Below are 26,178 nucleotides of genomic sequence, written 5' to 3'. Positions count from 1 at the left end.
TATGAGTCGGGAAATGACGATCCTCGTGACGGGCGTGAACGGCCAGGTTGGATTCGAGTTGCTACGGTCGCTGCAGGGGCTTGGCCGCGTAGTGCCGTGCGACAGGTCGACGCTCGATCTCTCCGATCTCGATCGCGTGCGGGCCTTCGTGCGCGAACTGAAGCCGTCGCTCGTTGTGAATCCGGCCGCGTATACGGCGGTGGACAAGGCCGAGACCGATATCGAGGCTGCGCGACGCTTGAACGTCGACGTGCCGCGCGTATTCGCGGAAGAGGCTGCGCGTGCCGGTGGCGCGCTCATCCACTATTCGACCGACTATGTGTATGACGGTGCGAAATCGAGCGCGTACGTGGAAACCGACGTAACGAATCCTCAGAACGTGTATGGGGAAACGAAGCTCGAAGGCGAACGCGCGATTGCGGCGGCGGGATGCGCGCACCTGATCCTGCGAACGAGTTGGGTGTACGGCCGGCGCGGTAAGAATTTCTTGCAGACGATGCTGAAGCTGGGCAGCGAGCGGAAAGAATTGCGAGTCGTTGCGGATCAGATCGGCGCGCCGACATGGGCGAAGACGATTGCGGCTGCGACGTCGCACATCGTCGCGCAAGGTGCAGCGGCAGATGATATCGACTGGTGGGTGCGTCGTTCCGGCGTCTACCATCTGACGTCGGCCGGAGCGACGTCGTGGCACGGCTTTGCCGAAGCGATATTCGCGGCTGCGATGGGCGTGGATGCGCCGACGGTCTTGCCGATTCCCGCAAGCGACTATCCGACGCCTGCGATGCGGCCGGCCAATTCGAGAATGTCGCTGGACAAGCTGACTGAGGTGTTCGGTTTGCGGATGCCGGATTGGCAAGATGCGCTGCAGTTGTGTTTGGCTGAGTAGATCCGACAGCAGTTTGAGAAGGTTGCGCTCTCAACCTTGAAGTTTCATCAAGATGATTAACTGAATGACCGATCCTGTTTATTACCTCCATATCCCGAAAACGGGGGGGACTTCGCTTATCTCTTTTCTGGATGATCAATATGGTCCGGAAGAGATCTGTCCGGCGCAATTGCTTCCGGACTTATTCGACCTCCCATTGGAATCGATGGAGCGGTACAGGTTGTTCCGTGGTCATCTCTGGCATGGTTTGGGCACCTACCTCGAGCGGAACCTGACCTACATCACGATGCTCCGGGACCCGCTGCAACGTACCGTTTCGTGGTACCTGCATGCGAAGCGCGATGAAAACGCATACCGGCATCAGCAAATGAAAAGTGGAGGGTGGTCGCTGCTGGACTTTGTTCGGGATCCTGAAACGAACTGGGATATCGTCAATACGCAGACGCTGTTTTTGGCAGCGGACCTTGACTATCAAAAGCTGTCGCGCGATCCGGTTGGATACGGACGCGCGGCCGTCAAGGAATTTGCCGCACGTGGAAACGATCGGAAATTGCTGGATCTCGCAAAAAGGCGGCTTGAATCATTCGCGTTTTTCGGTATCACCGAGCGAATGCGCGACTCCATGAGTCTTCTTGCCCACGAGCTCGAGTTTTTTCCCAACTTCGCGGTGCCCAGACTAAACACCTCGTCGAATCGGTCGGGAAATGGCGAGTTGGCGGCGGCGGAAATCGACGCGATTCGCGAACTGACCGCGCTCGATCAGGAATTGTACGTTTGGGCTTGCCAGCTCTTCGAAGATCGCATGGGCGAGATGATGCGTTCGCTATTGATGGAGCGCTATCGGCAGGCGGAAACATTGGTCAGGAAGTCCTGGCACGAGCCTGTTGCCGAGCAGGCCCGAACCCACTTCGGGGTGCGTGTGCTCTCTGCACCGCCGCACGTGGCTGCGGATGAGCGGTTCTTCGTTCAGGGCGGGTTGCGCAACCAGTCTCGCTACCAGATTGCCAGTCGCGCGCCGAATCCGGTGCATGTCGCGTATCACTGGCTTGACGCGAAGCGTTCACAGGCCGTGGTGTTCGACGGCGAGCGCACAACGCTGCACGCGTCGTTGATGCCGGGTGAGGAAAGGGAAATGCAGGTGCTCGTCGTCGCGCCATCCGTCGCCGGGACGTACGTTCTGCGATTGACCCTCGTTCAGGAGGGCATTGCCTGGTTCGACGATGGAGATTCGAACGCCTTTGCCGAGGTCGAAGTAACCGTCAGGTAAGGTTTTTGCTTTCAGGTGTGACAGGTCCCTGTCGATTGGGCTTCATTGGGGGGCGATCATTACCTTGTGTTACGGACGACAGTAGTTCGCCGGATATAATCCTTGCCCGGCCCGGTTTGGCTTGTTAAGCCGACACTACTTTGGCGGTTCATCAATACCAATATAAGTGGCGGAGGATTTCCTTCGCCAGCGGATACTGAATCTGGAGTGAATGTGATGTTAATCCCCGTCATCTTGTCCGGTGGTGCTGGTACGCGACTTTGGCCGGTTTCGCGTGAAGGGCACCCCAAGCCGTTCATGAAGCTCGCCGATGGCGAGAGCCTGCTCCTCAAGACATATTGTCGGGCGGCGGCGGTCGCCGGAATCGACGCGCCCTCGCAGCGCGGGGAGATCTTGACGGTCACGAACCGCGACTACTACTTCATGAGCAAGGACGAGTTTGCCTGCGCGAAGCTCGGCGAAACTCAGTCCGGCGCGTTCATGCTCGAGCCGATGGGCCGCAATACGGCGCCTGCCGTGGCCATGGCAGCGCGCTACGTGGCGGAAAAGTACGGGCGCGATGCGCTGATGCTGGTGCTCGCCGCCGATCACCTGGTTCAGGACCAGGCGGGTTTTGCCGCGGCCGTTGCGAGTGCGGTCGAACTGGCGAAGCGCGACAGGGTGGTGACGTTTGGTATCGTTCCGACGAGCCCGGACACCGGTTTCGGCTATATCGAAGCAGGAGAGAAAATCGGCGACGGCCGTATGGCGCTGCGTTTCGTCGAGAAGCCGGACGCTGTGAAGGCTGCCGAATACGTTGCAACGGGCAACTACCTTTGGAATTCGGGCATGTTCTGTTTCAAGGCCGGGGTGATCCTCGACGAGATGAAACGCCATGCCCCCGATGTCGCGGCAGCGACTGAGTCGTGCTGGACATCGTTGCATGCCGACAAGTCGTCGGGGCAAATGCTCGAGATTCCTGCCGAGACGTTCGAGAAGATGCCGGATATCTCGATCGACTACGCGGTGATGGAGCGCTCGTCGAATGTGGCTGTGGTGCCGTCCACCTTCGGTTGGAGCGACATCGGCTCGTGGGGCGCAATTCGCGATCTGGTCGCACCGGACCAGGACAGCAACCGTGCCGTCGGCGACGCGATTTTTGTCGATAGCCACAACACCTACGTGCAAAGCCCGGATCGCCTGGTGGCGGCGGTGGGTGTGGCTGACCTGATGATCATCGATACGCCGGATGCCTTGCTGGTCGCGCATCCCGATCGCGCGCAGGATGTGAAGCAAGTCGTCGCCCGCCTGAAGAAACAGAATCACGATGCTTACAAACTGCATCGGACCGTTAGCCGTCCTTGGGGCACCTACACGGTGCTGGAAGAAGGCCCCCGCTTCAAGATCAAGCGTATCGAAGTCAAGCCGGGCGCCAGCCTGAGTCTGCAGATGCATCATCACCGCAGCGAACACTGGATCGTCGTGTGCGGAATGGCCAAGGTCATCAACGGCGACAAGGAAATCTTCGTTCGGACCAACGAGTCCACGTACATCCCTGCCGGCCACAAGCATCGCCTCGAAAACCCGGGCGTGCTCGATCTCGTGATGATCGAGGTGCAGAGCGGCGAGTATCTGGGAGAAGACGACATCGTCCGCTTCCAGGACGTCTACGGGCGGGCTTGATGCAGGGAATGCTACGAGCCCTCTGGGCCTATCGCGGGTTCATTCTGGGAAGCGTCAAGCGGGAGTTTCAGTCCAAGTACCGAAACTCCCTGCTGGGTGCGGCGTGGACCGTGCTCAATCCGCTTGCGATGATCGTCGTTTATACGGTGATCTTTGCCCAGGTCATGCACGCCCGGTTGCCCGGCGTGGATAGCAGCTTTGCTTATAGCATCCACTTGTGCGCCGGCGTCCTGCCTTGGGGCATGTTCGTTGAAATTGTCAGCCGCGCGCTGAGCGCCTTCATCGACAACGCCAATCTCATCAAGAAATTGAGCTTTCCCCGCTTGTGCCTGCCGGTGATCGTGGTGGTCAATGCGCTGGTGAATTTTGCGATCGTGTTCGGCTTGTTTACGGTGTTCCTGTTGGTCTCGGGCAACTTCCCGGGTTTGGTGTACTTCGCCGCCATCCCCTTGCTGGTTCTTCTGACATTGTTTGCGATTGGCTTGGGAATCACACTAGGTGTGCTGAATGTATTCTTTCGCGATGTCGGCCAGTTCTTCACCATCGTGCTGAATTTCTGGTTCTGGCTGACACCGATCGTCTATTCCGTCGACATCCTTCCGAAGTGGGTTAAGTCCGGGATGCAGTTAAACCCGATGGCATCGCTGATAGAAGCTTTCCAGGTCGTGATGATGCAAGGCAGATGGCCCGACTGGTCGCAACTCTGGCTCGTAGCCGTATTGGGAGTTGGTTTGTGCCTCGTGGGTTTCAGCTTGTTCCGCAAACACGCGGGCGAAATGGTGGATGAACTCTGATGGGCACCATTACCGTTACCAATCTCGGCAAGGCCTACAAGCAGTACCCGACGCGCTGGTCGCGTCTCGTTGAGTGGCTGGATCCGCGCGGCAAGGCGCATCACACGCTGCACTGGGTGCTGCGGGACGTGAATTTCTCGGTTCGCGCAGGTGAGGCGCTAGGCATCATTGGTATCAATGGTGCTGGCAAGAGCACGCTGCTGAAAATGATCGTCGGTACCACGCAGCCGAGCGTCGGCAGCGTGACCATGACTGGTCGTGTCGCCGCACTGCTGGAGTTGGGCATGGGCTTTCATCCGGACTTCACGGGGCGCCAGAACGTCATGATGGCTGGGCAATTGCTTGGTTTCAGCGTCGAGGAACTCGTTGGGCTGATGCCGGAAATCGAGGAGTTTGCTGAAATCGGCGAATATATCGACCAGCCGGTACGTGTGTATTCCAGCGGTATGCAGGTTCGTCTTGCCTTCAGTGTCGCGACGGCACGCCGCCCCGACGTACTGATCGTCGACGAGGCGCTTTCGGTTGGCGATGCGTATTTTCAGCACAAGAGCTTTGATCGTATTCGACAGTTTCGCAAGCAAGGTACAACCTTGCTTATCGTGGCTCATGACAAGGCGGCAATCCAGGCTATTTGCGACAGTGCGATCCTGCTGAATGCGGGGCGGTTGGAGCTGGAAGGGCCGCCCGAAGCGGTTATGGACTACTACAACGCGATGATCGCGGACCGCAAGAATCAGGAAGTCAAGCAGGAGACGCTCGGCAACGGAACCGTACAGACTGTTTCGGGATCGGGCGAGGCAGTCATCGACGAGGTCGCGCTACTGGACGACTCTGGAAAGGTTATCGAGGTCGTTGGCGTCGGGCAGCCAGTCGCATTGCGTGTCAAAGTCAAATGCGTGCAGTCGATCCCGGAACTGGTGGTCGGGTACATGATCAAGGACCGGCTAGGACAGACGGTATTTGGAACGAATACGTTTCATCTGAAGCAGGTGTTGATCGATCTGGCCGCGGGCCAGTCGGTAGAGTTGCATTTCGAATTCATGGCCAATCTTGGCGTAGGCAGTTATTCGGTCGCGGTAGCGCTGCACACGGGCGATGCCCATGTCTCGAACAACTATCAGTGGCGTGACCGCGCGTTGGTGTTCGACGTTGTGAACATAAAAGTGGAAGACTTCGTCGGAGTGGCCTGGCTGCAGACGACAGTGAGGAGCTTGCCGTAGTGGATAGCTTTTATCGTGCGTTTGAAGATCGGCACCGGGGCTCGAGGGAGCTGATCAAAAGCCGCTTGCGGAAATACTCGCCGTTCGTACTCCCGCTGGCCGGGCTGTACCCGGGAGAGAAGTCGTTCGACGTGGGCTGCGGCCGCGGTGAATGGCTGGAGTTGATGACCGAGTTCGGTTTTGCTGCGAACGGCGCGGATCTCGATGCCGAGATGCTCGAGGCCTGTTGGCAGAGAAACCTGTCGGCGTTTCAGGGCGACGCTATCGGACATCTCGCGACGCTCGAATCGAACAGTCATGCGTTGATTTCGGCTTTTCACGTCGTCGAACACGTGAGCTTCGAGCAATTGTGCAAACTTGTGAGCGAAGCTCAGCGCGTGCTGAAGCCGGGTGGACTATTAGTTCTCGAGACGCCGAACCCAGAAAACCTCACTGTAGCCACGTATAACTTCTTCGTGGATCCGTCGCACCAGAAGCCTATTCCGGCGCTGTTGCTATCTTTCGTTGCTGAACATGCCGGGTTTGATCGTGTCAAGATGGTCCGCCTGCAGGAGTCACCGGAATACAACGACAGTACCAGGCCAATCCACTTTCTCGATGTCGTCCGTGGTGCGAGTCCCGACTATGCGATCGTGGCGCAGAAAGATGCGGATGCCACGAAGGGTGCGTTTGACGTCGCGTTCAACGCCGAATATGGTCTGACGATTGACGCATTGGCTCATCGCTATGAAGAGGGGCTTGCGGCGGGCATTTCGCAACATGATGCACGTATCGCGCAGATGAGCGCGCGGCTCCAATCCGTCGAGGGCCGATTGCAGCTCGCCGAAGGGCGAATGCAGCTCGCCGAGGACCGAAGTCAGTATTCCGAAGAGCAGCTACACGTCGCGGAGCATGCACTTCGTGTCATGGAGTCACGCTTGCTGGAAGCTGAAGATCTTGTTAGGCACGCGAATGCGCACGTCGTCGAAGGAGAGCTGCAGCGGGCCGAGGAGCGGCGCCGTCAAGTTGAGGGTCAGCTCGAGCTTGTGCAGAGTAAGCTGCGCGAAGCCGAGGAACGAGCCCGGCACGCAGAAGTGATGGCTCAGCACGCAAGCGCTCAGTTGCAGGCTGTATATCTAAGCACCTCATGGCGCGTCTCCGCGCCCGTCAGGTGGGTGCGCATCGGTTTGCGGGGCAAGGCACTGGTGCCAGCAAAACGGGCAGTCAAATCATCGCTGCAGAGCGGCGCGCGGTACGCAAGCAATCGCCCGTGGTTGCGGCGACTCGCCCGGATTGTGCTCAATCGAATGCCGCGCGCGAAAGCGCGCCTCGTGTCGATCGTGGCGGCGTCAATGGCAGGTCGACCTCTCGACACGACTTTTGGGTCTAGTCGTATTGAAGATCTTGATGAGCATGCGAATCGCATCCATGCCACTCTGATTGCTGATTTCGATAGATTGCAGCGGGAGAAGAATTGATGCGCATTGTCATCGACATGCAAGGCGCGCAGACCGAGAGTCGATTTCGGGGAATCGGTCGCTATGTACTCGGTTTTGCCAAAGGGGTTGCGCGTACCCGAGGCAAGCACGACGTCATTCTTGTTCTGAACGGTATGATGCACGAATCCATTGAAGCGATTCGTGCGGAGTTCGAGGGCCTGCTGCCGCAGGAAAATATTCGAGTTTGGCACGCGCTCGGCCCTGTCGAGGAAGTCGGCGACGAGAATATAACCCGTCGTGAGATAGCTGAACTCAGTTGGGAGGCTTTCCTCTCGAGCTTGAGGCCGGACGTGGTCCACGTCGGTAGCCCTTTTGAAGGGGTGACGGGAGACGGCGTATCCAGCGTTGGACAGTTCGATCAGGCAACGCCGGTAACCGCCACGTTATATGACCTAATTCCACTTATACACGCCAAGCGTTATCTCGACCCTCACCCGGTCACGGCGCGCCATTACTACCGACGAATTGGCTATCTGAAAAAGACAGCCCGATTGCTAGCGATTTCCGATTTTTCCAGAAAAGAAGGTGTCGAATATCTGGATTACCCGGCTGAGCAGATCGTCGCCGTCTCTACCGCGATTGAGGATTCTTTTAAGCCACGATCCGTCGATGCTCTGGAGGCGGGGCGCCTGCGTCAGAAGTTCGGCATCAGTGACGCTTTCCTGCTGTATACGGGGGGGGCGGACGAACGCAAGAACCTTCCCCGCTTGATAGAAGCGTATGCGTCTCTAGCGAAGGATATTCGCGACAAGGCGCAGCTGGTGCTCGTCGGTAAGATTCCGAAAGACGTGGTGGCCGGATTGCAAAAACACGCTGAGCAGGCTGGCGTGACGGAGACGGAGCTCAAGTTTGCGGGCTACGTGAGCGACGACGACCTGCACTCGCTGTACGCAATTTGTGACGCGTTTGTGTTTCCATCGTGGCATGAAGGCTTTGGTCTGCCCGCACTCGAGGCAATGGCCTGCGGAGTGCCGGTAATCTGTGCGAATGCTGGCAGCCTGCCGGAAGTCATGGGCTGGGACGATGCGATGTTCGACCCGATGGACGTGCCCGCCATGTCTCGAAAAATCGCGCAAGTACTGACCGATGGAGATTTTCGCGAGAAATTGCGTGAGCATGGTCTTACGCAGTCGAGGAAATTCTCGTGGGATGCCGTCGGTCGCAGGGCCATTGCGGAATGGGAGAAACTTGATCGACCTTCCAGCAAAGCTTGGGTCGAGCAGTCCTGTGAGCAGGAACGCTTGTTCGAGTTGGTCGCTTCCAAGGCTGCTCATGCGAATGCATCGGAAATGCTCGTGCCGCTCGCCGCTTGCTTTGCACAAAACCAGAAGGCCGGATACGTTCGCCAGATATTGGTCGATGTGTCGGAATTCTACCGCAGTGATGCCGGCACGGGAGTGCAGCGGGTTGTCAGGAATTATCTGCACTGTCTGCTGAAAGATCCGCCCAAAGATTATCGGATCGAACCCATCTACGCGACGCTCGACGGCGGGTATCGGTACGCACGCCGGTTTACCCAGAAATTCCTCGGGGCTCCAGTCGATGCCACCCTCAAGGATAGCAATATTCAGTGGCAGCGCGGCGACGTTTTTCTGGCGCTCGATATGCAGCATTCGGTCCATATCGCGTATGCGGCATTTTATCAACAGCTCAGAAGGCAAGGCGTTTCGGTCAAATTCTTGCTCTATGATTTGCTACCAATCGAATTTCCGGAATATTTCTTTGATCCAAACCTAAAGGCGCTGCACGAAAAACTGCTGGCGGTGATGGCGTCAACGGACGGGGTGATATGTATATCAAAGGCAACATCCAATGCCCTGCGGAACTGGATTCGGGAAAATGAAATACCGACGTCTCCGCGTTTCCAGAACTCGTGGGTGCATATTGGTGTTGATTTTCCGGCGGTAACGGAAGCCGCGTTGCCACAGGATGCCGCGGGAGTGATTGCCGCGATGCGGCGACGCCCGAGTTTTCTTTGCGTATCGACCATCGAGCCGCGAAAGAGGCAGGTTCAGATACTGGAGGCCGCTGATGTGCTGTGGTCGGCAGGGCAAGACGTGTGCGTCACTTTTGTGGGCCGCCTCGGATGGAAGATGGATGCGTTTGCTGAACGTATGCGAAGCCATCCTGAATTTGGCAAACGTCTGTTCTGGCTGGCTGGAATCGACGACAACTATCTGGTCAGTCTATATAAAGCAGCGAGTGGGCTGGTGGCCGCAAGCATCAATGAGGGATTTGGCCTGTCATTGATCGAGGCCGCTTACTATGGACTTCCCGTCATTGCGCGAGACATTCCGGTATTTCGCGAAATAACGAAAGACGGAGCATATTATTTCAGTGGAGACTCGGCTGAGCAGTTGAGCAGGGCTTTGGTGGAATGGCTTGAGTTGTACAGGGCAGGTCAGCATCCCAAACCGTCCAATATTTCGTGGTCGACCTGGGAAGAGAGCACGTTGGAGCTGAAGTCCCGGCTTCTTGATGGTGTGGCGACGACGCGGCAATTGCTCGTAGATATTTCCGAACTGGTTCAACGCGATGCCAGGAGCGGCATTCAGCGGGTTGTCCGCAGCATTCTTCGAGAATGGCTAAAGAAGCCTCCTGAAGGCTATTGTGTGGAACCCGTATATGCGACGGCAGGCCAGACTTATCGGTACGCTCGGAAATATGTGGCGCGCTTTGTCGGTGCAGATGACAGCCGACAAATTGACGACCTGATGGAATACGGCGTAGGCGATATTTTCCTCGGGCTTGATCTCGCGCCGGCAGTAGCACCCCACTACGCCGGTTTTTATCAGCATCTGCGTGAACAGGGCGTGCGAGTCAAATTTGTTGTGTATGATCTTTTGCCGCTGAGAGAGAGTCATTTCGAGCAACACGTCGTCGATCATTATCTGCGTTGGCTCGACGTCGTGTCTGAAAGTGATGGCGCAGTGTGCATTTCGAAAGCGGTCGCAGATGAACTCGACGTATGGATAGCAAACCGGAGCGTGGCGAGACGGCGTTCGTTTAGTTTGAGCTGGTTCCATCTTGGGGCGGATATCGAGAATTCCGTTCCGACCAAGGGGATGCCAAAAGATGCCGCAAGCGTGTTGACGAAACTCGCCGCGCATCCGACCTTCCTGATGGTAGGAACGTTGGAACCGCGCAAGGGGCATGCTCAGGTACTCAACGCATTCGAGCAATTGTGGGCAGGCGGAGTTGGCACCAATCTCGTCATTGTCGGCAAGCGAGGCTGGATGATGGACGCTTTGGCGAACCGCATTCAATCTCATCCAGAACGCGATCGCAGGTTGTTCTGGCTGGAGAGCATCAGCGACGAATATCTTGAGAGGGTGTACGAGGCGAGCGATTGTCTGATGGCTGCGTCTACCGGAGAAGGCTTCGGACTTCCATTGATTGAAGCGGCTCGGCACGGGCTGCCGATCATGGCGCGTGATATCCCGGTCTTCAGGGAAGTAGCGGGTGAGCACGCCTGCTATTTCGAGGCGGACGAGGCTTCGGAACTTGCCGATGCGGTTCGCAAATGGTTGGCAGGCAAGGAGGCGGGAACCACGGTGATGTCAACCGGGATGCCGTTCCTGTCTTGGCAACAGAGTGCAGCGATGTTGGCGCAGAAAGTGTAGTTCAAAGAATCGTGACGCGTCTGGCTTCTTCGGAAAACCGATGGGCCAGACGTATGTGTTTTATGCGTTGAACAGTTTTGTTGAAGCTATTTTGAGGGGATTATGAAGACTTCTATTATTACCGGCATCACCGGTCAGGACGGTGCCTACCTCGCCCAAATCCTGCTCGAAAAAGGCTATACGGTTTACGGCACCTACCGCCGCACGAGTTCGGTGAACTTCTGGCGCATCGAAGAGTTGGGCATTGCGAAGCACCCCAACCTCCATCTGGTCGAATACGACTTGACGGACCTGTCGTCGAGCATCCGCCTGCTGCAAACTACCGGCGCGACCGAGGTTTACAATCTCGCTGCGCAAAGCTTCGTCGGCGTGTCCTTCGACCAGCCGGCTACCACGGCGGAAATCACGGGCATCGGCCCGCTGAATCTGCTCGAGGCCATCCGCATCGTTAATCCGAAGATCCGCTTCTACCAGGCGAGCACGTCCGAAATGTTCGGCAAGGTGCAGGCCATTCCGCAGATCGAGTCGACGCCGTTCTACCCGCGCAGCCCGTACGGTGTGGCTAAGCTCTACGCGCACTGGATCACGGTGAACTATCGCGAAAGCTACAACATCTTCGGTTGCAGCGGCATCCTGTTCAATCACGAATCGCCGCTGCGTGGCCGCGAGTTCGTGACGCGTAAGATCACTGACTCCGTCGCGAAGATCAAGCTCGGCCAACTCGACGTGCTCGAACTGGGCAATATCGACGCGAAGCGCGATTGGGGTTTCGCGAAGGAATACGTCGAAGGTATGTGGCGCATGTTGCAGGCCGACGAGCCGGATACCTACGTGCTGGGCACGAATCGTACCGAGACCGTACGCGATTTCGTGCGCATGGCATTCAAGGCAACTGGGGTCGACCTCGAGTTCAAGGGGCGTGACGAGAACGAGACCGCGGTCGACGCTGCGACCGGCAAGACGCTCGTCAAGATCAACCCGAAGTTTTATCGTCCGGCCGAAGTGGATCTGCTGATCGGCAATCCGGAGAAGGCAAAGAAGCAACTGGGCTGGGAGCCGAAGACTACACTCGAGCAGCTGTGCGCGATGATGGTCGAAGCCGACCTGCGCCGCAACGAGCGCGGCTTCTCGTTCTGAGGCACCCCGCCGGGCGCCGGTGACGGGACTCGCCGGCTGCATGGCCCGTGTCTTTGCACGGTTGTTTGCTGCAGCGGGCGATCCCGTCGTCGTCGCTTAAAAAAATAATGCGGAAAGACACTCCGCGCTGGATGTACAACAAGGGGCATGGGTGAAAGTTGGTTTTGGTACGACGGCATTGGCCCGTAGCATTGCGCACGGCGGGGTGGACGGCATTGGCTCGTACACCCGGGAGCTGGGGCGAGCCCTGCTTGCCGACGGCGGGGTCGATCTCGTCCCCGTCGGCTATCGTGCGTTCGTCGGCGAGGACGTGTTGCCGGGTGCGCGCCCGCCCTTGGATCTCGGCAGCCACGCAGTCATGGCGACGCTGGGTGCCGTAAGCCCGTGGAAGTGTGTCGCCGAGAAGGAGCTCGTCGCCGAGCGCGTGGACGTGTTCCATGCAACCGATCACCTGATTCCAAAACTGTCTGCGATTCCTGTTATCGCGACCTTGATGGATGCCATTCCGCTGTCGAATCCCGAGTGGACAACCGTGAAGCTGGCCGCGTTGCGCCGTTGGCTGTTGCGGCGCTCGGGCGCGTGGGCGGATCATGTCGTCACGATTTCCGAGTACTCGAAGCGCGCGATCGTGGAGCACTTCGGCATCGCGCCAGAGCGCATTTCCGTCGTTCCGCTGGGTGTGCACCCGCGATTTTTTAAACAGATTGATCAGACGGACCGTGACGAGGTGCTGAAGCACCTGGACCTGCCTAAGCGGTTCTTCCTGTGCGTGGGCACCTTGCAGCCTCGCAAAAATATCGAGCGAGTCCTCGATGCGCATGCGAGTTTGCCGGCCGGGTTGCGTCGGGATGTGCCATTGGTCGTCGTGGGCCGGGCCGGGTGGGGGTGCGAAAGCGTTGTCGCCCGCCTGCGCGCGAGCGAAGCTGAAGGCAGTGCGCGCTGGTTGCAGTATTTGCCGGATTTCGACGTGCGCGCTCTGATGCAATCGGCCACCGCGCTGGTGTTTGCGTCGCTCTGCGAAGGATTCGGACTGCCGGTTGTGGAAGCGTTCGCTTCTGGCCTCCTGGTCATTGCGTCCAATACGACGTCCGTTCCCGAAGTGGCGGCAGAGGCCGCCATCATGGTGGATCCCAGCAACGCGGGTGACATTGCCGATGCCATGCGCCAGGTGACCGAACATACACGCGATGCCGACGCGCTCCGCGAGGCGGGGCTGGCGAGGGCGCGCGAGCTGACGTGGCAGGCCTGTGCCGAGAAGACCGTTGCGGTCTATCGATCTGTCCTGGATGGTTCATGTCGCTCCTGATTCAATCCGCGCGGGAGAATGCAGCGTGAAGTTAGGGGTAGATATCACCTGGATGGTTGGCAACTACCGCGGCATGGGGCGATTCGCGCGTCGGCTGATCGAACCGGTGAGTGCGTCGGTGCTGGGTCTCGCCCCGAGCGGCGTGACCACGACGGACTGGCCTTGCGTTAGCGGTGGCCGCGGTTTCTTTCCGTGGTGGGAGCAGGTCGAGTTGCCGCGACTGTGCGAGTCACAGAAGCTGGACTACCTGCTGTGCCCGTACAACACGGGACCATTGCGATCAACGGGGCGGACCCGGCTGATCTCGGTTATCCACGATCTGATTTATCTGCAACCCTGGCGTGTGCTGCCGCCAGCAAGATCCCCGTATCAGACGTTTGGGCGGGTGTACAGGCGGCAAGTGGTGCCGAGGCTCGCTCGCCGCGCCGATGTCGTGCTGACCGTATCCCGGTTCACCCAGCGGGAGCTGGTGGAGCAGTTCGGACTGTCAGAGCGGGACGTACACGTAATTCCGAACTCGATTGCGGACGACTGGTTCGTTCGCCCGCTGAGCCAGGTGGATCGCCAGCCGTACTTGTTCACCGTGGCGGGCGAGGTGCCCAGCAAGAACGTCGATCGTCTCCTGCAAGCCTTCGCGTTGGCGAGGCCGACGCTGTGCGAGGACGTGAGGTTGCGCATTGCTGGGATCAAGTCCGCGCATCACGAACATTATCTGCAACGCGCAGCCGCTCTGGGACTTTCGGGCCACGTCGAGTTGCTCGGGTATGTTTCCGAGCAGGAACTGAAGCTGCACTACAGGCAGGCACGCGCATTCATCTTCGCTTCGTTGTTCGAAGGATTCGGCATTCCGGTGCTGGAGGCGATGGCGTCGGGTACGCCAGTCGCGTGCAGCAACACGACGTCCATGCCTGAGATCGTCGGCGGGTGCGGCCTGAATTTCGACCCCTGGTCGGTTGACGATATCGCCGGGCAGATCCGGGGCATATGGACCGGCGGCGAAACGTTCGAAGCGAGAGTCCGCGACGGTGTGGAGCGCGCGCGTCTATTTTCGGAGACGAGCGTCGCGCCGTCGATTCAGCAATTCTGGGAATGTTTGTCGTGACCACAGACAAGAAAAAACTGCTGGTGCTGACACCCAGGCTTCCTTATCCGGTGATCGGCGGCGACAAGCTGCGGATCTATCATCTCTGTAAGGCGTTGTCGCGCCAGTATTCGCTGACGCTGCTAAGCCTATGCGAGACGAGCGAAGAGATGGACTGCGAGCTGCCTGACGACGGCGTGTTCGACCGGGTCGAGCGAGTCTTTCTGTCGAAGGCGCGTTCGTACATGAATACGCTGCTTGCGCTGCCCACGCGGACGCCGTTGCAGGTCGCCTACTACCGGAGTCGGGCATTTGCAGCGGCAGTTGAACGGTTGTTGCCCTCGCACGATGGTGTACTCGTCCATCTGCTGCGCTGTGCCGAGTACGTGCGCAAGTCGGACAAGCCGCGCGTGCTCGAAATGACCGACGCGATTTCGCTGAACTACAGCCGGGTCAAGCAGCTGAAGGATACGCGGGGGCTTAAGTCGCGCGTGCTCAGTCTCGAAGCGCAGCGCCTGGGCGACTACGAGCGGACGATCGTCGACGACTTCGATTTGTCCGTGCTGGTCTCGCAGACCGATAAGGATTACCTGTTTCCCGGTTCGAACGCCGAAAGTGTGATGGTGTGCTCGAACGGAGTCGACCTGTCCGGATTGCCGTATTCGGTGCGTGGTATGGCAAGCCGCGTGCTGATCTTCATCGGCGACATGCGGACGGTCCAGAACGAGGACATGTGCCACTACTTTGCGCAGGAGGTGTTGCCCTTGCTGCGCAAGCGCGCCGACTACCGGTTCAGGATTGTGGGTTCGATTTCCCCCGCGCTTGCGGAGCGATTCAGGGCCTATGACGGTGTCGAGGTGACAGGGCGGGTTGCGTCGGTGGCAGATGCCGCCCGGGACGGCGCCATTGGCGTCTGCCCGATGCGGATCGGGGCAGGCGTGCAGAACAAGATTCTAGAGTATATGGCGCTGGGGTTGCCTGTTGTGACGACTTCGCTGGGTTACGAGGGCTTGGGCGCGCGAAGCGAGCATGATCTTCTGATCGCGGATACGCCACAGGAATTTGCTGGCTGCATCGAATGGCTTACGGCAAATGAGGCTGCGGCAGTTGAAATGGCGATCGGAGCGAGAGCATTCGTCGAGCAGGAGCACGAATGGGGGCGGATGGCAGCGCCGCTCCTTGCAAAGCTAGACCAGTTGTTCGGTTGAGTTCTGGCGCGTCAAATCTTCTCGGAGAGGCCCATTCTTCCTTCTGCGCAGGTTTTGTCTAGTAGTTATGGATCTGCCCGGTGCCGCACCGTTGCAGGCAAGCGCATACGTTCAGGAAGGCCGGTTCCGCTACGTAGAAGAAGGTTACAATTTCTGCGCGTTACTCGCGGCATCCGGCTAGGGTGGCGAAGAGATGTTCGCGCTGGAAGACCCGCTGGGCCATACGAAGCGGATACTGTCGCAGTGCAAAAAGGAGAGAGAAAGAGGGTGGGGCCCCCACGCCTGAACATCGAAAGCCTTGTGAAGGTCTTCAATCGGCAGAAAATTTACGCGTCCGGCCCTGATTGCTGGGGCGTCGGGTATTTAGCGTAATGGGCTGTAACGATATACTGCTGGCTTACGTCAAAGCCGTGTGGTTGGGCTGTTGTCGGGAACAGTTCGCGATTGCAAGAGGAATAGCTGATGTGCTCGGATGCTATTCGCGGGTAATGTTGCGGCTGTTCTTAACGACATGGCGTTCGTGCGAGACTGGGCCTACTCGCAGGTCGTGACCCGCCGGCAGGCGCACTGCAATCAAACATACCGTATGTCAGGAGTCCTGGTGCCAGATATCTCCATCATCGTCCCGGTCTATAAAGAAGAAGCCAACATCCGACCTTTCCTGGCGCGCGCAGAGGCTGTGTGTGAACGGATCGGCAAGAGCTATGAGATTGTTTTTGCTCTCGACCCATCCCCGGACAGGACTGAAGAGGTCATTCTCGAAGAGATTAATCGCAACGCGGCAATCAAGTTGCTCGTTTTTTCGCGCCGATTCGGCCAGCCCGCAGCGACCATGGCCGGCATTCTGTCTTGCGCCGGCAACACTTGCGTGGTCATCGATGTTGACCTGCAGGATCAGCCCGAACTGATCGAACAGCTCTACGCGAAGCTCGCGGATGGCTACGAAGTGGTATATGCGAAGCGGACATCTCGCAAAGGTGAAACGCTGGTCAAGCGTCTGATCTCTCACGTAGGTTACTCCGTGATCAACAAGCTCAGCGATGTGAGCATCCCGAGGAACACGGGCGACTTCCGCATCATGACGCGGCGGGTTATCGAGGAACTGCGCCGGCTCAATGAGAGTCATGGATTTCTCCGCGGTCTCGTCGCATACGTTGGCTTTAAACAGACCTTCATCGAATATGAACGAGATGAGCGGCTCGCTGGAAAGGGGAATTACAACCGGCTGACAGGATCGCTGAAGATCGGCTTAAATGGATTGATCAGCTTCAGTTCGCGTCCGCTTTTCATGATGTCGATCGCAGGTTTTTTCCTCGCGGGGCTGTCGTTCCTCTTGGCTGCATGGTATGTGTTTCAAAAACTTATCGGCGTCAACCTTACGCCAGGTCTGTCCACGAACGTCTTGCTCATTTGCTTTTTCGCAGGTGTGCAACTGCTGGGTCTTGGGCTAATTGGCGAGTACGTTGGGCGCATCTACGATGAAGTCAAGCGCCGGCCGATGTATATCGTCGACCGAAAGATCAATTTCGGAGGGCAAGAGTGATGTTGCCGTTTTTGTTGCCGGCTCCTCAGGGCTCCTCGTCGGCACCAGAATGGGACGGGAAGAACTTTGTGGTGGGAGGTGTCCACACGCCCGTGCTCGAATACAGTGAGAACTTCGCGGGGTGGTCGGACGATCTGACAGCATTGCACGAGGAGGCGGCCGGGGAACACCATCCGATTGATGTTGCGTCCCGCAGGAACGCGATCGAGGAAGTCAGAAAATCCATCCGAACCAGCAACCCTGTCATCATGGAGATTGGGTGCTCCTCGGGTTTCCTGATCCAGGAACTCGTTGCGGAATTTCCCTCGGCGTGTGTCATCGGTGCAGATGTCGTAAAGGACCCGTTGTACCGGCTAGCGACACGTCTACCCGGGGTACCCTTGATACGTTTTGATCTTCTGCAGTGTCCGTTGCCAGATCAAAGTGTCGACGTGCTGATCATGCTCAACGTCCTTGAGCACATCGAGGATGACATCGGCGCTCTGCATCGCGCGTTTAACCTGCTGAAACCCGGTGGCGTGCTGATCGCAGAGGTACCGGCCGGCAAGAACCTATACGACTCGTATGACGCTGAATTGCAGCACTTCCGGCGATATGGGGCGTCCGAACTCGCCGACAAGTTAACGCGCGTTGGCTTTTCTCTGAACCGCCGTTCACATCTTGGGTTTCTGTTGTTCCCGGCGTTCGCCATTGTGAAGCTGAAGAACAAGCGGGCACCACAACGTGATCAGGCAGTTGTCGTCAGAGATCAGGCGTCGAGCACGGCGAGCAGTGGCGTGGTCAAGCTCGCGATGGAGTTAGAGACTCGATACTTGTCGCGTATCCGATTGCCTTTCGGAATTCGCGTGCTGGCAACCGCGCAGCGCCCACGATAGGTCATTGGGCATATGCAACGCATCGACTCGCTACTATCAGATCATTTCTTCGCGCTCGCGAAATTCGGAATCGTTGGAGCGATTACTGCCGCGATCTACTTTCTTGTGATGTGGATCGCGAATTCGCTAATTGGGCTGCACTACCTCATCTCGATTACGGCGGCATACATTGCCTCTACGACGTTCCACTTCTTTGCCAATCGTCACTTCACATTCGGCGCAGTCGATGAGTCGCACAGCAACCAGTTGCTCCGCTATCTGGTCATGTGGGGCGTGAACTATGTAATCACAATCATCATCGTCAGTCTTTGCGTCAAGGATTTCGGGCTATCGCCGTATATCGGTGTTTGCATTTCGGTCTTCGTGACCGTCATGACCGGCTATCTATTTTCAAGATTCTGGGTTTTCAGGGTAAGGGGCTAAGAGCATGAGTCGATATGTAGTAACTGGATGCGCTGGTTTCATCGGGAGCACTCTCGTCGATCGACTTTTGGCCGACGGCCATTTTGTCTTCGGCGTCGACAATTTCAGTACCGGCCAGCGTCGATTCCTCGAACTGGCACTCAAGAATCCCAATTTCAAATTGTTCGAAATCGATACTCTGGATCTCGACGCTTTGAAGCTGGCATTTGTGGGCGCGGATGCAGTGTTTCATCTGGCAGCCAACGCCGACGTTCGCTTCGGAACCGACCACCCGCGCAAAGACCTCGAACAGAACACGATCGCAACTTACAACGTGCTCGAGGCGATGCGTCACAATGGGATCAAGAAGATCGCGTTTTCTTCGACGGGGTCAGTGTACGGCGAAGCGCCAATCGTGCCGACACCCGAGGATGGACCGTTCCCGGTACAGACTTCGTTGTACGGCGCGTCCAAGGCCGCAGGTGAAGGGCTGATTTCCGCGTATTGCGAGGGCTTCGGGTTCCAAGCCTGCATTTTCCGATTCGTGTCGATACTCGGGGAGCGCTACACGCATGGTCACGTCTTTGATTTCTATCGCAAGCTCAAGGACGATCCGTCACGATTGCCCGTATTAGGCAACGGCAAGCAGCGCAAGTCGTATCTCTACGTGCAGGACTGTATCGATGCCATCTTGCTCGCGATGGACAAGGCGCCGGACAAGGTGAACATCTTCAATCTCGGCGTCGATGGATATTGCGAAGTGAATGACTCCATCGGGTGGATCTGCGGTGAACTCGACGTCAAGCCTCAGCTTGAGTACTCTGGCGGCGATCGCGGCTGGATCGGAGACAACCCTTTCATTTTTCTCGACACGAAGAGAATTCAGTCGTTGGGATGGAAGCCCAAATACGGGATTCGCGAGGGCGTGATCAAGACGGTCCAATTCCTTCGCGCCAATGAGTGGGTCTTCGATTTGAGAGACTGATCATGAAAATTTGCGTACAAGGGCTCTGGCACCTCGGGTCCGTAACCGCCGCATGCTGTGCATCTGCCGGCCATGACGTGATTGGACTCGACACCGACGAGAAAACGATCGACGGCCTTCGCGCGGGAAAGGCGCCGCTTTTTGAACCGGGATTGGATGCCCTGCTGAGCGACGGATTGAGTGCAGGCCGGCTGCGCTTCACGACGGACACCGAGAGCGCTGTCGCGGACGTGGATGTGCTTTGGGTCGCGTTTGATACGCCCGTGGACGACGACGATAAGGCGGATGTAGATTTCGTGCTTGGACAAATCAAGAGCGCGTTGCCAGCGTTGCGATCAAGGGCTGTCGTGCTGGTGTCGTCGCAGATGCCCGTGGGCTCGATGCGCGCCCTCGAGAAATTCGCGGCCGAAGCGTTGCCGGACAAGTATTTCACGTTTGCGTACTCACCTGAGAACCTACGCCTTGGCAAGGCGATCGATGTGTTCTTGAAGCCAGATCGCATCGTCGTCGGAACGAACTGTCCCGAGACTCGTGCGGCATTGGAAGGGCTCGTTGCGCCGATTACGGACAAGGTGGAGTGGATGTCCGTCGAGTCGGCCGAGATGACGAAGCACGCGATCAATGCATTCCTCGCGATATCCGTGACTTTTGCAAACGAGATTGCTTCGATCTGCGAAGCCGTGGGCGCCGATGCGAAAGAAGTCGCGCGTGGGCTGAAGACCGAAACACGTATCGGCCCCAAGGCCTACGTTTCTCCGGGCGGCCCGTTCGCGGGCGGAACACTGGCGCGTGACATTGAGTTCCTTGGCTTGGCAAGCAAGGCATCTGGTCTGATAACGCCTCTTCTGTCGTCAGTGCGTGCTAGCAATGATGAGCACAAGAATTGGGTGAGGAGAAAACTGCTCGAGCGGTTCGACCGCTTGCAAGGTAGGACCGTTGCCATTTGGGGCCTCACCTATAAGCCAGGCACAGACACCTTGCGCCGTTCGCTTGCGGTGGAACTTTGCGACTGGCTGCTTGAGCAAGGTGCCGTCGTGCATGTGCATGACCCGGTCGTTCGGGAACTGCCAGCGCGTTGGGAAGGTCGCGTCAGCAACTTCACAAGCGCTGAGGATGCCGTAGAAGATGCCGACGCTCTCGTGGTGGGCACTGAATGGCCAATATTTCGCGAGACAGGAGCGAAGCTTCAGACTTCTGCCAACGGCGAGTTGCTTGTCATCGATGCCAACCGGCATCTGGAGTCATCGCTGGCGGCATCCGCAGTCGAATATGTGGCGGTGGGGACGTCTTCACACAAACACTGATATGGAAAAAGTACTGTCGGGTAAGGCCGCGCTAATCACGGGCGCAAACCAGGGATTCGGGCTTGAAATCGCCCGGGCCTATTTGTCGGCTGGCGCTGATTTGATGCTGTGTGCCCGCAATGTGGAGCTACTGGAAAGTGCGCGTGCTGAGCTGATGCGTTCGGCTGCGGCTGGGCAGAGAGTGCTCGCTAAGGCGGTCGACGTTGCAGATGAACACCAGGTTCGTGATCTGGTGGACGCGACCATCAACGAACTCGGTGGCTTGCATATTCTCGTGAATAATGCCGGTGTCTACGGTCCCAAAGGTCAGATCGAAGACGTAGACTGGCGTTCATGGACCCAGGCGATCGAGATCAACGTGTACGGCTCGATCTTGATGTGCAAGATGGTGCTGCCGCATCTCAAGGCTCAAGCGTACGGAAAGATCATCCAGTTGTCCGGTGGTGGTGCAACAAGCCCGATGCCTCGCATCAGCGCCTATGCAGTATCGAAGGCTGCGATCGTGAGGTTTGCCGAGACGCTCGCCGAGGAAGTGCGAGGCACGGGCATCGATGTGAATTCGATAGCACCCGGCGCTTTGAATACGCGGATGCTTGACGAAGTGCTTGAGGCCGGACCCGAGAAAGTCGGGAGGGACTTTTATGAACGCGCCGTGAAGCAGAAGGAGACGGGAGGCGTACCATTGCGCCGTGGCGCTGATCTTGCGGTCTTTCTGGGATCTCGCGCGAGCGATGGCATCACGGGCAAGCTCATAAGCGCCGTGTGGGACAACTGGGAACATTGGCCCGAGCATCTGGAAAAACTTTCGAGTAGCGATGTCTATACGCTCCGACGCATTGCTGGTCGCGACCGCGGATTTGAGGTAGGTGACAAATGAGCGCCAACACCACCACGTTTGGTATCGGAATCATTGGGTGCGGGCTTATTGGGCAAAAGCGGGCGAAGGCGCTTGGTGCTGAAGGCAAGCTGGTTGCCTGTGCTGACATCGACCTTGCCAAGGCAACGAGCCTTGCGAAAAGTGCCGGTGCGAAGGCCTTTTCCGACTGGCACGAACTGCTCGCGTTGCCTGATGTCCAGATCGTCGTGATAGCGACTCTTCATGATTCCCTTGCGGAACTGACTCATGCGGCGATCGAGGCGGGCAAGCACGTGCTCGTCGAAAAGCCCGCTGCAAGATCGTCGAAAGAACTCGAACCGGTATTGCAGGCAGCGAAGGAGCGGGGCGTGCTAGTGCGCGTCGGCTTCAATCATCGCTACCATCGGGCCTTGCTCAAGGCCAAGGAGATCGTCGACTCTGGCGTACTGGGAGAGCTCATGTTCATCCGGGCGCGCTACGGTCACGGCGCGCGGATCGGTTACGACAGGGAATGGCGAGCAGACGCCCGACTTTCCGGCGGCGGCGAACTGATTGACCAAGGGCCTCACCTTATTGACCTCTCGCGCTGGTTCCTTGGGGAGTTCAGCGAGGTCCAGGGCTTTGCGCACACGTACTACTGGAACATGCCGGTGGACGACAACGGGTTCATGATTCTCAAGACGCCGGCGAAGCAGGTCGCGTTCCTGCACGCATCGTGTACGGAATGGAAGAACCTGTTTTCGATGGAGATATACGGGAAAGTGGGCAAGCTCGACATTTCCGGCCTCGGTGGAAGCTATGGGGTCGAGCGTTTGACTTACTACAAGATGCTTCCCGAAATGGGGCCACCCGAGACGACCTCCTGGGAATATCCGATGGGGGACAATTCCTGGCTCGTGGAGATGACGGAATTTTACGAGGACATCCGCCTTGGCCGCACGCCGGCGGCGGGGCTCGTCGACGCTTACGCAGCACTAAAAATCATCGAACAGATTTACAGGGAGTCGGGATATGATCATTGCGCGTAGTCCGTTGCGTATATCGCTGGGCGGTGGCGGCACCGACCTTCCGTCGTACTATCGCGACCACGAGGGATTCCTCGTTTCGGCAGCGATCGACAAGTACGTTTATGTGACTGTGATGCGCCCTTTCACTGAGGGTGTTTATCTGAAGTATTCGCAGCTCGAGCACGTCGAGAAGATTGCCGACGTCAAGCATCCCATCATTCGTGAAGCGCTTCAGATTGTGGGTTTCAAGACGCCCCAGGTTGAAATCACCACGCTTGCGGACATCCCGGCCGGTACGGGCTTGGGATCATCCGGCAGTTTCACGACGGCCTTGCTCAAGGCGCTGTACACCCATCGCAAGCGTCACCTGCATCAGGAAGAGTTGGCAGAGCTCGCGTGCCACATCGAAATCGATCGGCTCGCGCAGCCGATCGGCAAGCAGGATCAATACATTGCCGCGGTGGGGGGCATCACGTGCTTTACCTTCCACCAAGACGACAAAGTTACCGCGAAGCCTCTGAATCTCAGTCAGGATTCGATGTTTGATCTCGAAGATAACCTCCTGCTGTTTTTCACAGGATATTCGCGTAGCGCGAGTGGCATATTGAAGGACCAGCAGGTCCGCTCGCAAAACAACGACGCGGAAATGCTCAACAACTTGCACTACGTCAAGGATCTCGGCTATCGCAGCAAGGAGGCGCTGGAGACCGGAAACATGATCCGGTTCGGCGAGTTGATGCACGAGCATTGGGAGCACAAGAAGAAGCGTTCCGGCGGAATGAGCAACCCGAAAATCGACGAGTGGTACAACCTTGCGATGAGAAACGGCGCTGTTGGAGGGAAACTCGTCGGCGCCGGTGGTGGTGGATTCCTGATGTTTCTCGCGCACGATCGCAACAAGCTTCGTCATAAGATGGCGGCCGCCGGGTTAGAAGAAGTGCGCTTTCGCTTTGACTTCGAGGGCACGAAAGTCGTGCTTTCGTCATGACTCTACCCGTAGCCATTCTCGCGGGAGGTCTGGCGACACGACTCCGACCGATTACGGAGAAGATTCCCAAGGCCTTGGTCGATGTTGCCGGCGAACCATTCGTGTTTCGGCAACTACGATACTTGCGTGATCAGGGGGTTCGCCGTGTCGTGATGTGCGTCGGCTACCTTGGCGAAATGGTCCAGCACGCGGTAGGAGACGGTTCAGACTTTGGCATCGAGGTTGCCTATTCGTTCGATGGGGATGCCCTGCTGGGTACGGGGGGAGCGCTCAAACGCGCGCTTCCGCTGCTCGGACAACAGTTCTTCGTTCTTTACGGGGATTCGTTCCTTCCCGTGGATTTCGCGCCAGTTGAGAGTGCTTTCGTAGCCAGTGGGAAGGAAGGGCTCATGACCGTGCTGAAGAATGGAGACCGGTGGGATAAAAGCAATGTCCTGTTCCGTGATGGACAGATTGTTGAATACAACAAGCGCAATCCGAGGCCGGAGATGGAGTTCATTGATTACGGCCTGTGTGTGCTGGCTGGCGGAGCGCTCGATGCCTATCCGGACGGCGAACCCTTCGACCTCGCCGATGTTTATCACGCGCTGTCGCTCGAACAGCAGCTAGCCGGATACGAAGTACATCAGCGTTTTTATGAGATCGGTTCTCACTCGGGTCTCAAGGAAGCCGAATTGTTTTTTTCAAAAAGGGGTTAGTAATGAGCTATGCACAGCAACACCTGAACGAAGCAATCGAGATTATCCAGAAGATGGACACATCCGCGATCGAAAAGATGGCGGAGCTGCTCGCGACCGTCAAGAAAGAGGGCGGGCGTATCTTCTTCCTGGGTGTGGGCGGTAGCGCAGGGAATTGCTCGCACGCTGTGAACGACTTCCGGAAGATTGTCGGTATCGAATCGTATGCACCGACCGACAACGTTTCAGAGCTGACAGCACGCACGAATGACGAGGGCTGGTCAACGATCTTCGTCGAATGGCTCAAGACGAGTAAGTTGCTTGCTAAAGACGCGATCTTCATCTTTTCCGTCGGCGGCGGCAATCTCGAGAAGAACATCAGCCCGAATCTCGTTGAGGCATTGAAGTTCGCGAAGACAGTTGGCGCGAAGATCACGGGCGTCGTCGGTCGCGACGGTGGCTATACGGCGCAGGTCGCCGACGCATGCGTAATTGTTCCGACGGTCAACCCGGAGACGATCACGCCTCACTCCGAAGCGTTTCAGGCTGTCGTGTGGCACCTGCTTGTGTCGCACCCGGCTCTCAAGGCGAACCAGACCAAGTGGGAGTCGGCTACCGCGGCCGTCAAGTAAATGAGGCGCGCAGTCTTTCTCGATCGGGATGGCGTCATCAATCGCTCCGTCGTGCGTGACGGCAAGCCGTACCCGCCGTCTTCGGTTGCGGAGACGGAGATTCTGCCTGGCGTCGCGGATGCGCTCGTATCGCTGCGAGGCGCTGGATACCTGTTGATCGTAGTGACGAACCAGCCCGATGTGGTGCGCGGTACGACGTCCAAGGCTGCGGTCGAGGCAATCAACGACCATCTGAACGCGCATCTGGCGCTCGATGAGTTTCGGACGTGCTATCACGACAGCGGCGACGAGTGCGACTGCCGCAAGCCTCGCCCCGGATCACTGCTTTCGGCTGCTGCGCAGCATTCGATCGATCTGGCGCGAAGTTACATGGTTGGCGACAGGTGGCGAGACATTGAGGCGGGAACTCGCGCAGGCTGCAAAACGATATTTATCGACTACGGCTACGAAGAGAAGCAGCCGGAATCACCCGATTTCACGGTGACGTCTCTGCTGGAGGCGTCAAAAATTATCTTGAGGGAGGCATTATGAGCAAAGTTAACGATCTGAAGGTCAAGATCTTCGCGGACGGTGCAGACAAGGCCGGCATGCTTGAGATGTACGACAAGTCATTTATCAAGGGCTTGACCACCAATCCGACGCTGATGAAGAAGGCGGGCATCGCAGACTACAAAGCGTTCTGCAAGGACATCCTCGTCTCCATTAAGGACAAACCGCTGTCGTTCGAAGTCTTCTCCGACGATTTCGCGGAAATGGAGCGCCAGGCTATGGAAATCGCGAGCTGGGGCGATAACGTGTACGTCAAGATCCCGGTGACCAACACGAAGCAGGAAACTTGCTATTCGCTCGTGAAGAAGCTTGCGGCGCAGAAGGTCAAGCTGAACGTGACTGCGTTGATGACGCTGACTCAGGTCCGTGATGTGGTGGCTTCGCTCGATCCGAATGTGCCGAGCTATGTGTCGGTGTTCGCGGGACGTATTGCCGATACAGGGCGCGATCCCGTGCCTCTGATGGCGGCAGCCGTGGAGCAATTGAAGGTGGCGCCGGCGGCCGAGCTGATCTGGGCGAGCCCGCGCGAACTACTGAACATTTTCCAGGCGGATGCGGTTGGGTGTCAGGTCATCACGGTTACCAACGACATCCTGAAGAAGTTGTCGCTGGTTGATTATGATCTCGACCAGTACTCGCTCGACACAGTGAAAATGTTTTATAACGACGCGGTGGCGGCTGGGTTCAAGCTTTAAGTG

23 protein-coding genes are annotated in these 26,178 nt (G+C 57.6%); all 23 read left to right on the top strand.

Going from position 1 to position 26,178, the window contains the following annotated elements; genetic code table 11:
* Position 1 precedes the first annotated feature (1 nt).
* The 23 genes from rfbD to AB4Y43_RS08295 all read left to right on the top strand — a co-directional run bounded on the left by rfbD (position 2) and on the right by AB4Y43_RS08295 (position 26,175).
* Entirely contained in the window at positions 2-886 is an 885-nt protein-coding gene (gene rfbD, locus AB4Y43_RS08405) for a dTDP-4-dehydrorhamnose reductase (protein ID WP_368727476.1), read from the top strand.
* A gap of 64 nt (positions 887-950) precedes the next feature.
* A complete protein-coding gene (locus AB4Y43_RS08400) occupies positions 951-2,153 on the top strand; it encodes a sulfotransferase family 2 domain-containing protein (protein ID WP_368727475.1) in 1,203 nt (400 codons plus the stop codon).
* 216 nt (positions 2,154-2,369) lie between these two features.
* Positions 2,370-3,815 carry a mannose-1-phosphate guanylyltransferase/mannose-6-phosphate isomerase gene (locus AB4Y43_RS08395; RefSeq protein WP_368727474.1) on the top strand — a complete coding sequence of 482 codons (1,446 nt, stop codon included), beginning with the start codon at positions 2,370-2,372 and terminating at the stop codon, positions 3,813-3,815.
* Positions 3,815-4,609, top strand: a complete 795-nt coding sequence (locus AB4Y43_RS08390; RefSeq protein WP_368727473.1) for an ABC transporter permease — start codon at positions 3,815-3,817, stop codon at positions 4,607-4,609. Before AB4Y43_RS08395 ends, AB4Y43_RS08390 begins: the two co-directional genes overlap by 1 nt.
* The gene (locus AB4Y43_RS08385) at positions 4,609-5,829 is read left to right on the top strand and encodes an ABC transporter ATP-binding protein (RefSeq protein WP_368727472.1); all 1,221 of its coding nucleotides are present in this window, start codon (positions 4,609-4,611) and stop codon (positions 5,827-5,829) included. Before AB4Y43_RS08390 ends, AB4Y43_RS08385 begins: the two co-directional genes overlap by 1 nt.
* Positions 5,829-7,286 carry a methyltransferase domain-containing protein gene (locus AB4Y43_RS08380; RefSeq protein ID WP_368727471.1) on the top strand — a complete coding sequence of 486 codons (1,458 nt, stop codon included), beginning with the start codon at positions 5,829-5,831 and terminating at the stop codon, positions 7,284-7,286. The genes AB4Y43_RS08385 and AB4Y43_RS08380 overlap by 1 nt, the downstream gene beginning before the upstream one ends.
* Positions 7,286-10,930 (top strand): glycosyltransferase family 4 protein, encoded by a 3,645-nt coding sequence (locus tag AB4Y43_RS08375; protein ID WP_368727470.1) that lies wholly within the window; start codon positions 7,286-7,288, stop codon positions 10,928-10,930. The genes AB4Y43_RS08380 and AB4Y43_RS08375 overlap by 1 nt, the downstream gene beginning before the upstream one ends.
* Positions 10,931-11,032: 102 nt before the next feature.
* Positions 11,033-12,067 carry a GDP-mannose 4,6-dehydratase gene (gene gmd, locus AB4Y43_RS08370; RefSeq protein ID WP_368727469.1) on the top strand — a complete coding sequence of 345 codons (1,035 nt, stop codon included), beginning with the start codon at positions 11,033-11,035 and terminating at the stop codon, positions 12,065-12,067.
* A 151-nt stretch (positions 12,068-12,218) separates the two neighbouring features.
* Positions 12,219-13,373 carry a glycosyltransferase family 4 protein gene (locus AB4Y43_RS08365; RefSeq protein WP_368727468.1) on the top strand — a complete coding sequence of 385 codons (1,155 nt, stop codon included), beginning with the start codon at positions 12,219-12,221 and terminating at the stop codon, positions 13,371-13,373.
* Between the two features lie 52 nt (positions 13,374-13,425).
* A complete protein-coding gene (locus AB4Y43_RS08360; RefSeq protein WP_368727467.1) occupies positions 13,426-14,475 on the top strand; it encodes a glycosyltransferase family 4 protein in 1,050 nt (349 codons plus the stop codon).
* A complete protein-coding gene (locus tag AB4Y43_RS08355) occupies positions 14,463-15,662 on the top strand; it encodes a glycosyltransferase (RefSeq protein ID WP_368727466.1) in 1,200 nt (399 codons plus the stop codon). The genes AB4Y43_RS08360 and AB4Y43_RS08355 overlap by 13 nt, the downstream gene beginning before the upstream one ends.
* Before the next feature lie 601 nt (positions 15,663-16,263).
* Complete coding sequence (locus AB4Y43_RS08350) at positions 16,264-17,205, top strand: glycosyltransferase family 2 protein (RefSeq protein WP_368727465.1); 942 nt, start codon at positions 16,264-16,266, stop codon at positions 17,203-17,205.
* Positions 17,205-18,080, top strand: a complete 876-nt coding sequence (locus AB4Y43_RS08345; protein ID WP_368727464.1) for a methyltransferase domain-containing protein — start codon at positions 17,205-17,207, stop codon at positions 18,078-18,080. Before AB4Y43_RS08350 ends, AB4Y43_RS08345 begins: the two co-directional genes overlap by 1 nt.
* Positions 18,081-18,092: 12 nt before the next feature.
* Positions 18,093-18,503 carry a GtrA family protein gene (locus tag AB4Y43_RS08340; RefSeq protein WP_368727463.1) on the top strand — a complete coding sequence of 137 codons (411 nt, stop codon included), beginning with the start codon at positions 18,093-18,095 and terminating at the stop codon, positions 18,501-18,503.
* A gap of 4 nt (positions 18,504-18,507) precedes the next feature.
* Positions 18,508-19,467, top strand: coding sequence for an NAD-dependent epimerase/dehydratase family protein (locus AB4Y43_RS08335; RefSeq protein WP_368727462.1), 960 nt, complete (start codon positions 18,508-18,510; stop codon positions 19,465-19,467).
* Between the two features lie 2 nt (positions 19,468-19,469).
* The gene (locus tag AB4Y43_RS08330; RefSeq protein ID WP_368727461.1) at positions 19,470-20,771 is read left to right on the top strand and encodes a UDP-glucose/GDP-mannose dehydrogenase family protein; all 1,302 of its coding nucleotides are present in this window, start codon (positions 19,470-19,472) and stop codon (positions 20,769-20,771) included.
* Position 20,772: 1 nt separating this feature from the next.
* Positions 20,773-21,648: an SDR family NAD(P)-dependent oxidoreductase gene (locus AB4Y43_RS08325; protein WP_368727460.1), complete on the top strand. Its 876-nt coding sequence runs from the start codon at positions 20,773-20,775 to the stop codon at positions 21,646-21,648.
* Positions 21,645-22,655 carry a Gfo/Idh/MocA family protein gene (locus tag AB4Y43_RS08320; RefSeq protein WP_368727459.1) on the top strand — a complete coding sequence of 337 codons (1,011 nt, stop codon included), beginning with the start codon at positions 21,645-21,647 and terminating at the stop codon, positions 22,653-22,655. The genes AB4Y43_RS08325 and AB4Y43_RS08320 overlap by 4 nt, the downstream gene beginning before the upstream one ends.
* Entirely contained in the window at positions 22,639-23,622 is a 984-nt protein-coding gene (locus tag AB4Y43_RS08315) for a GHMP kinase (protein WP_368727458.1), read from the top strand. Before AB4Y43_RS08320 ends, AB4Y43_RS08315 begins: the two co-directional genes overlap by 17 nt.
* Complete coding sequence (locus AB4Y43_RS08310; RefSeq protein ID WP_368727457.1) at positions 23,619-24,320, top strand: nucleotidyltransferase family protein; 702 nt, start codon at positions 23,619-23,621, stop codon at positions 24,318-24,320. The genes AB4Y43_RS08315 and AB4Y43_RS08310 overlap by 4 nt, the downstream gene beginning before the upstream one ends.
* A gap of 2 nt (positions 24,321-24,322) precedes the next feature.
* Complete coding sequence (locus tag AB4Y43_RS08305) at positions 24,323-24,931, top strand: SIS domain-containing protein (RefSeq protein WP_368727456.1); 609 nt, start codon at positions 24,323-24,325, stop codon at positions 24,929-24,931.
* Positions 24,932-25,462 (top strand): D-glycero-alpha-D-manno-heptose-1,7-bisphosphate 7-phosphatase, encoded by a 531-nt coding sequence (locus AB4Y43_RS08300; protein WP_368727455.1) that lies wholly within the window; start codon positions 24,932-24,934, stop codon positions 25,460-25,462.
* Positions 25,459-26,175 (top strand): transaldolase, encoded by a 717-nt coding sequence (locus AB4Y43_RS08295; RefSeq protein ID WP_368727454.1) that lies wholly within the window; start codon positions 25,459-25,461, stop codon positions 26,173-26,175. Before AB4Y43_RS08300 ends, AB4Y43_RS08295 begins: the two co-directional genes overlap by 4 nt.
* Positions 26,176-26,178: the final 3 nt, after the last annotated feature.

The sequence above is a fragment of the Paraburkholderia sp. BR10872 genome (assembly GCF_040965835.1).
Lineage (GTDB): Bacteria > Pseudomonadota > Gammaproteobacteria > Burkholderiales > Burkholderiaceae > Paraburkholderia > Paraburkholderia nodosa_A.
Note: the sequence above shows the minus strand (reverse complement) of the source record. Positions and strands in the feature narration are given on the sequence as shown.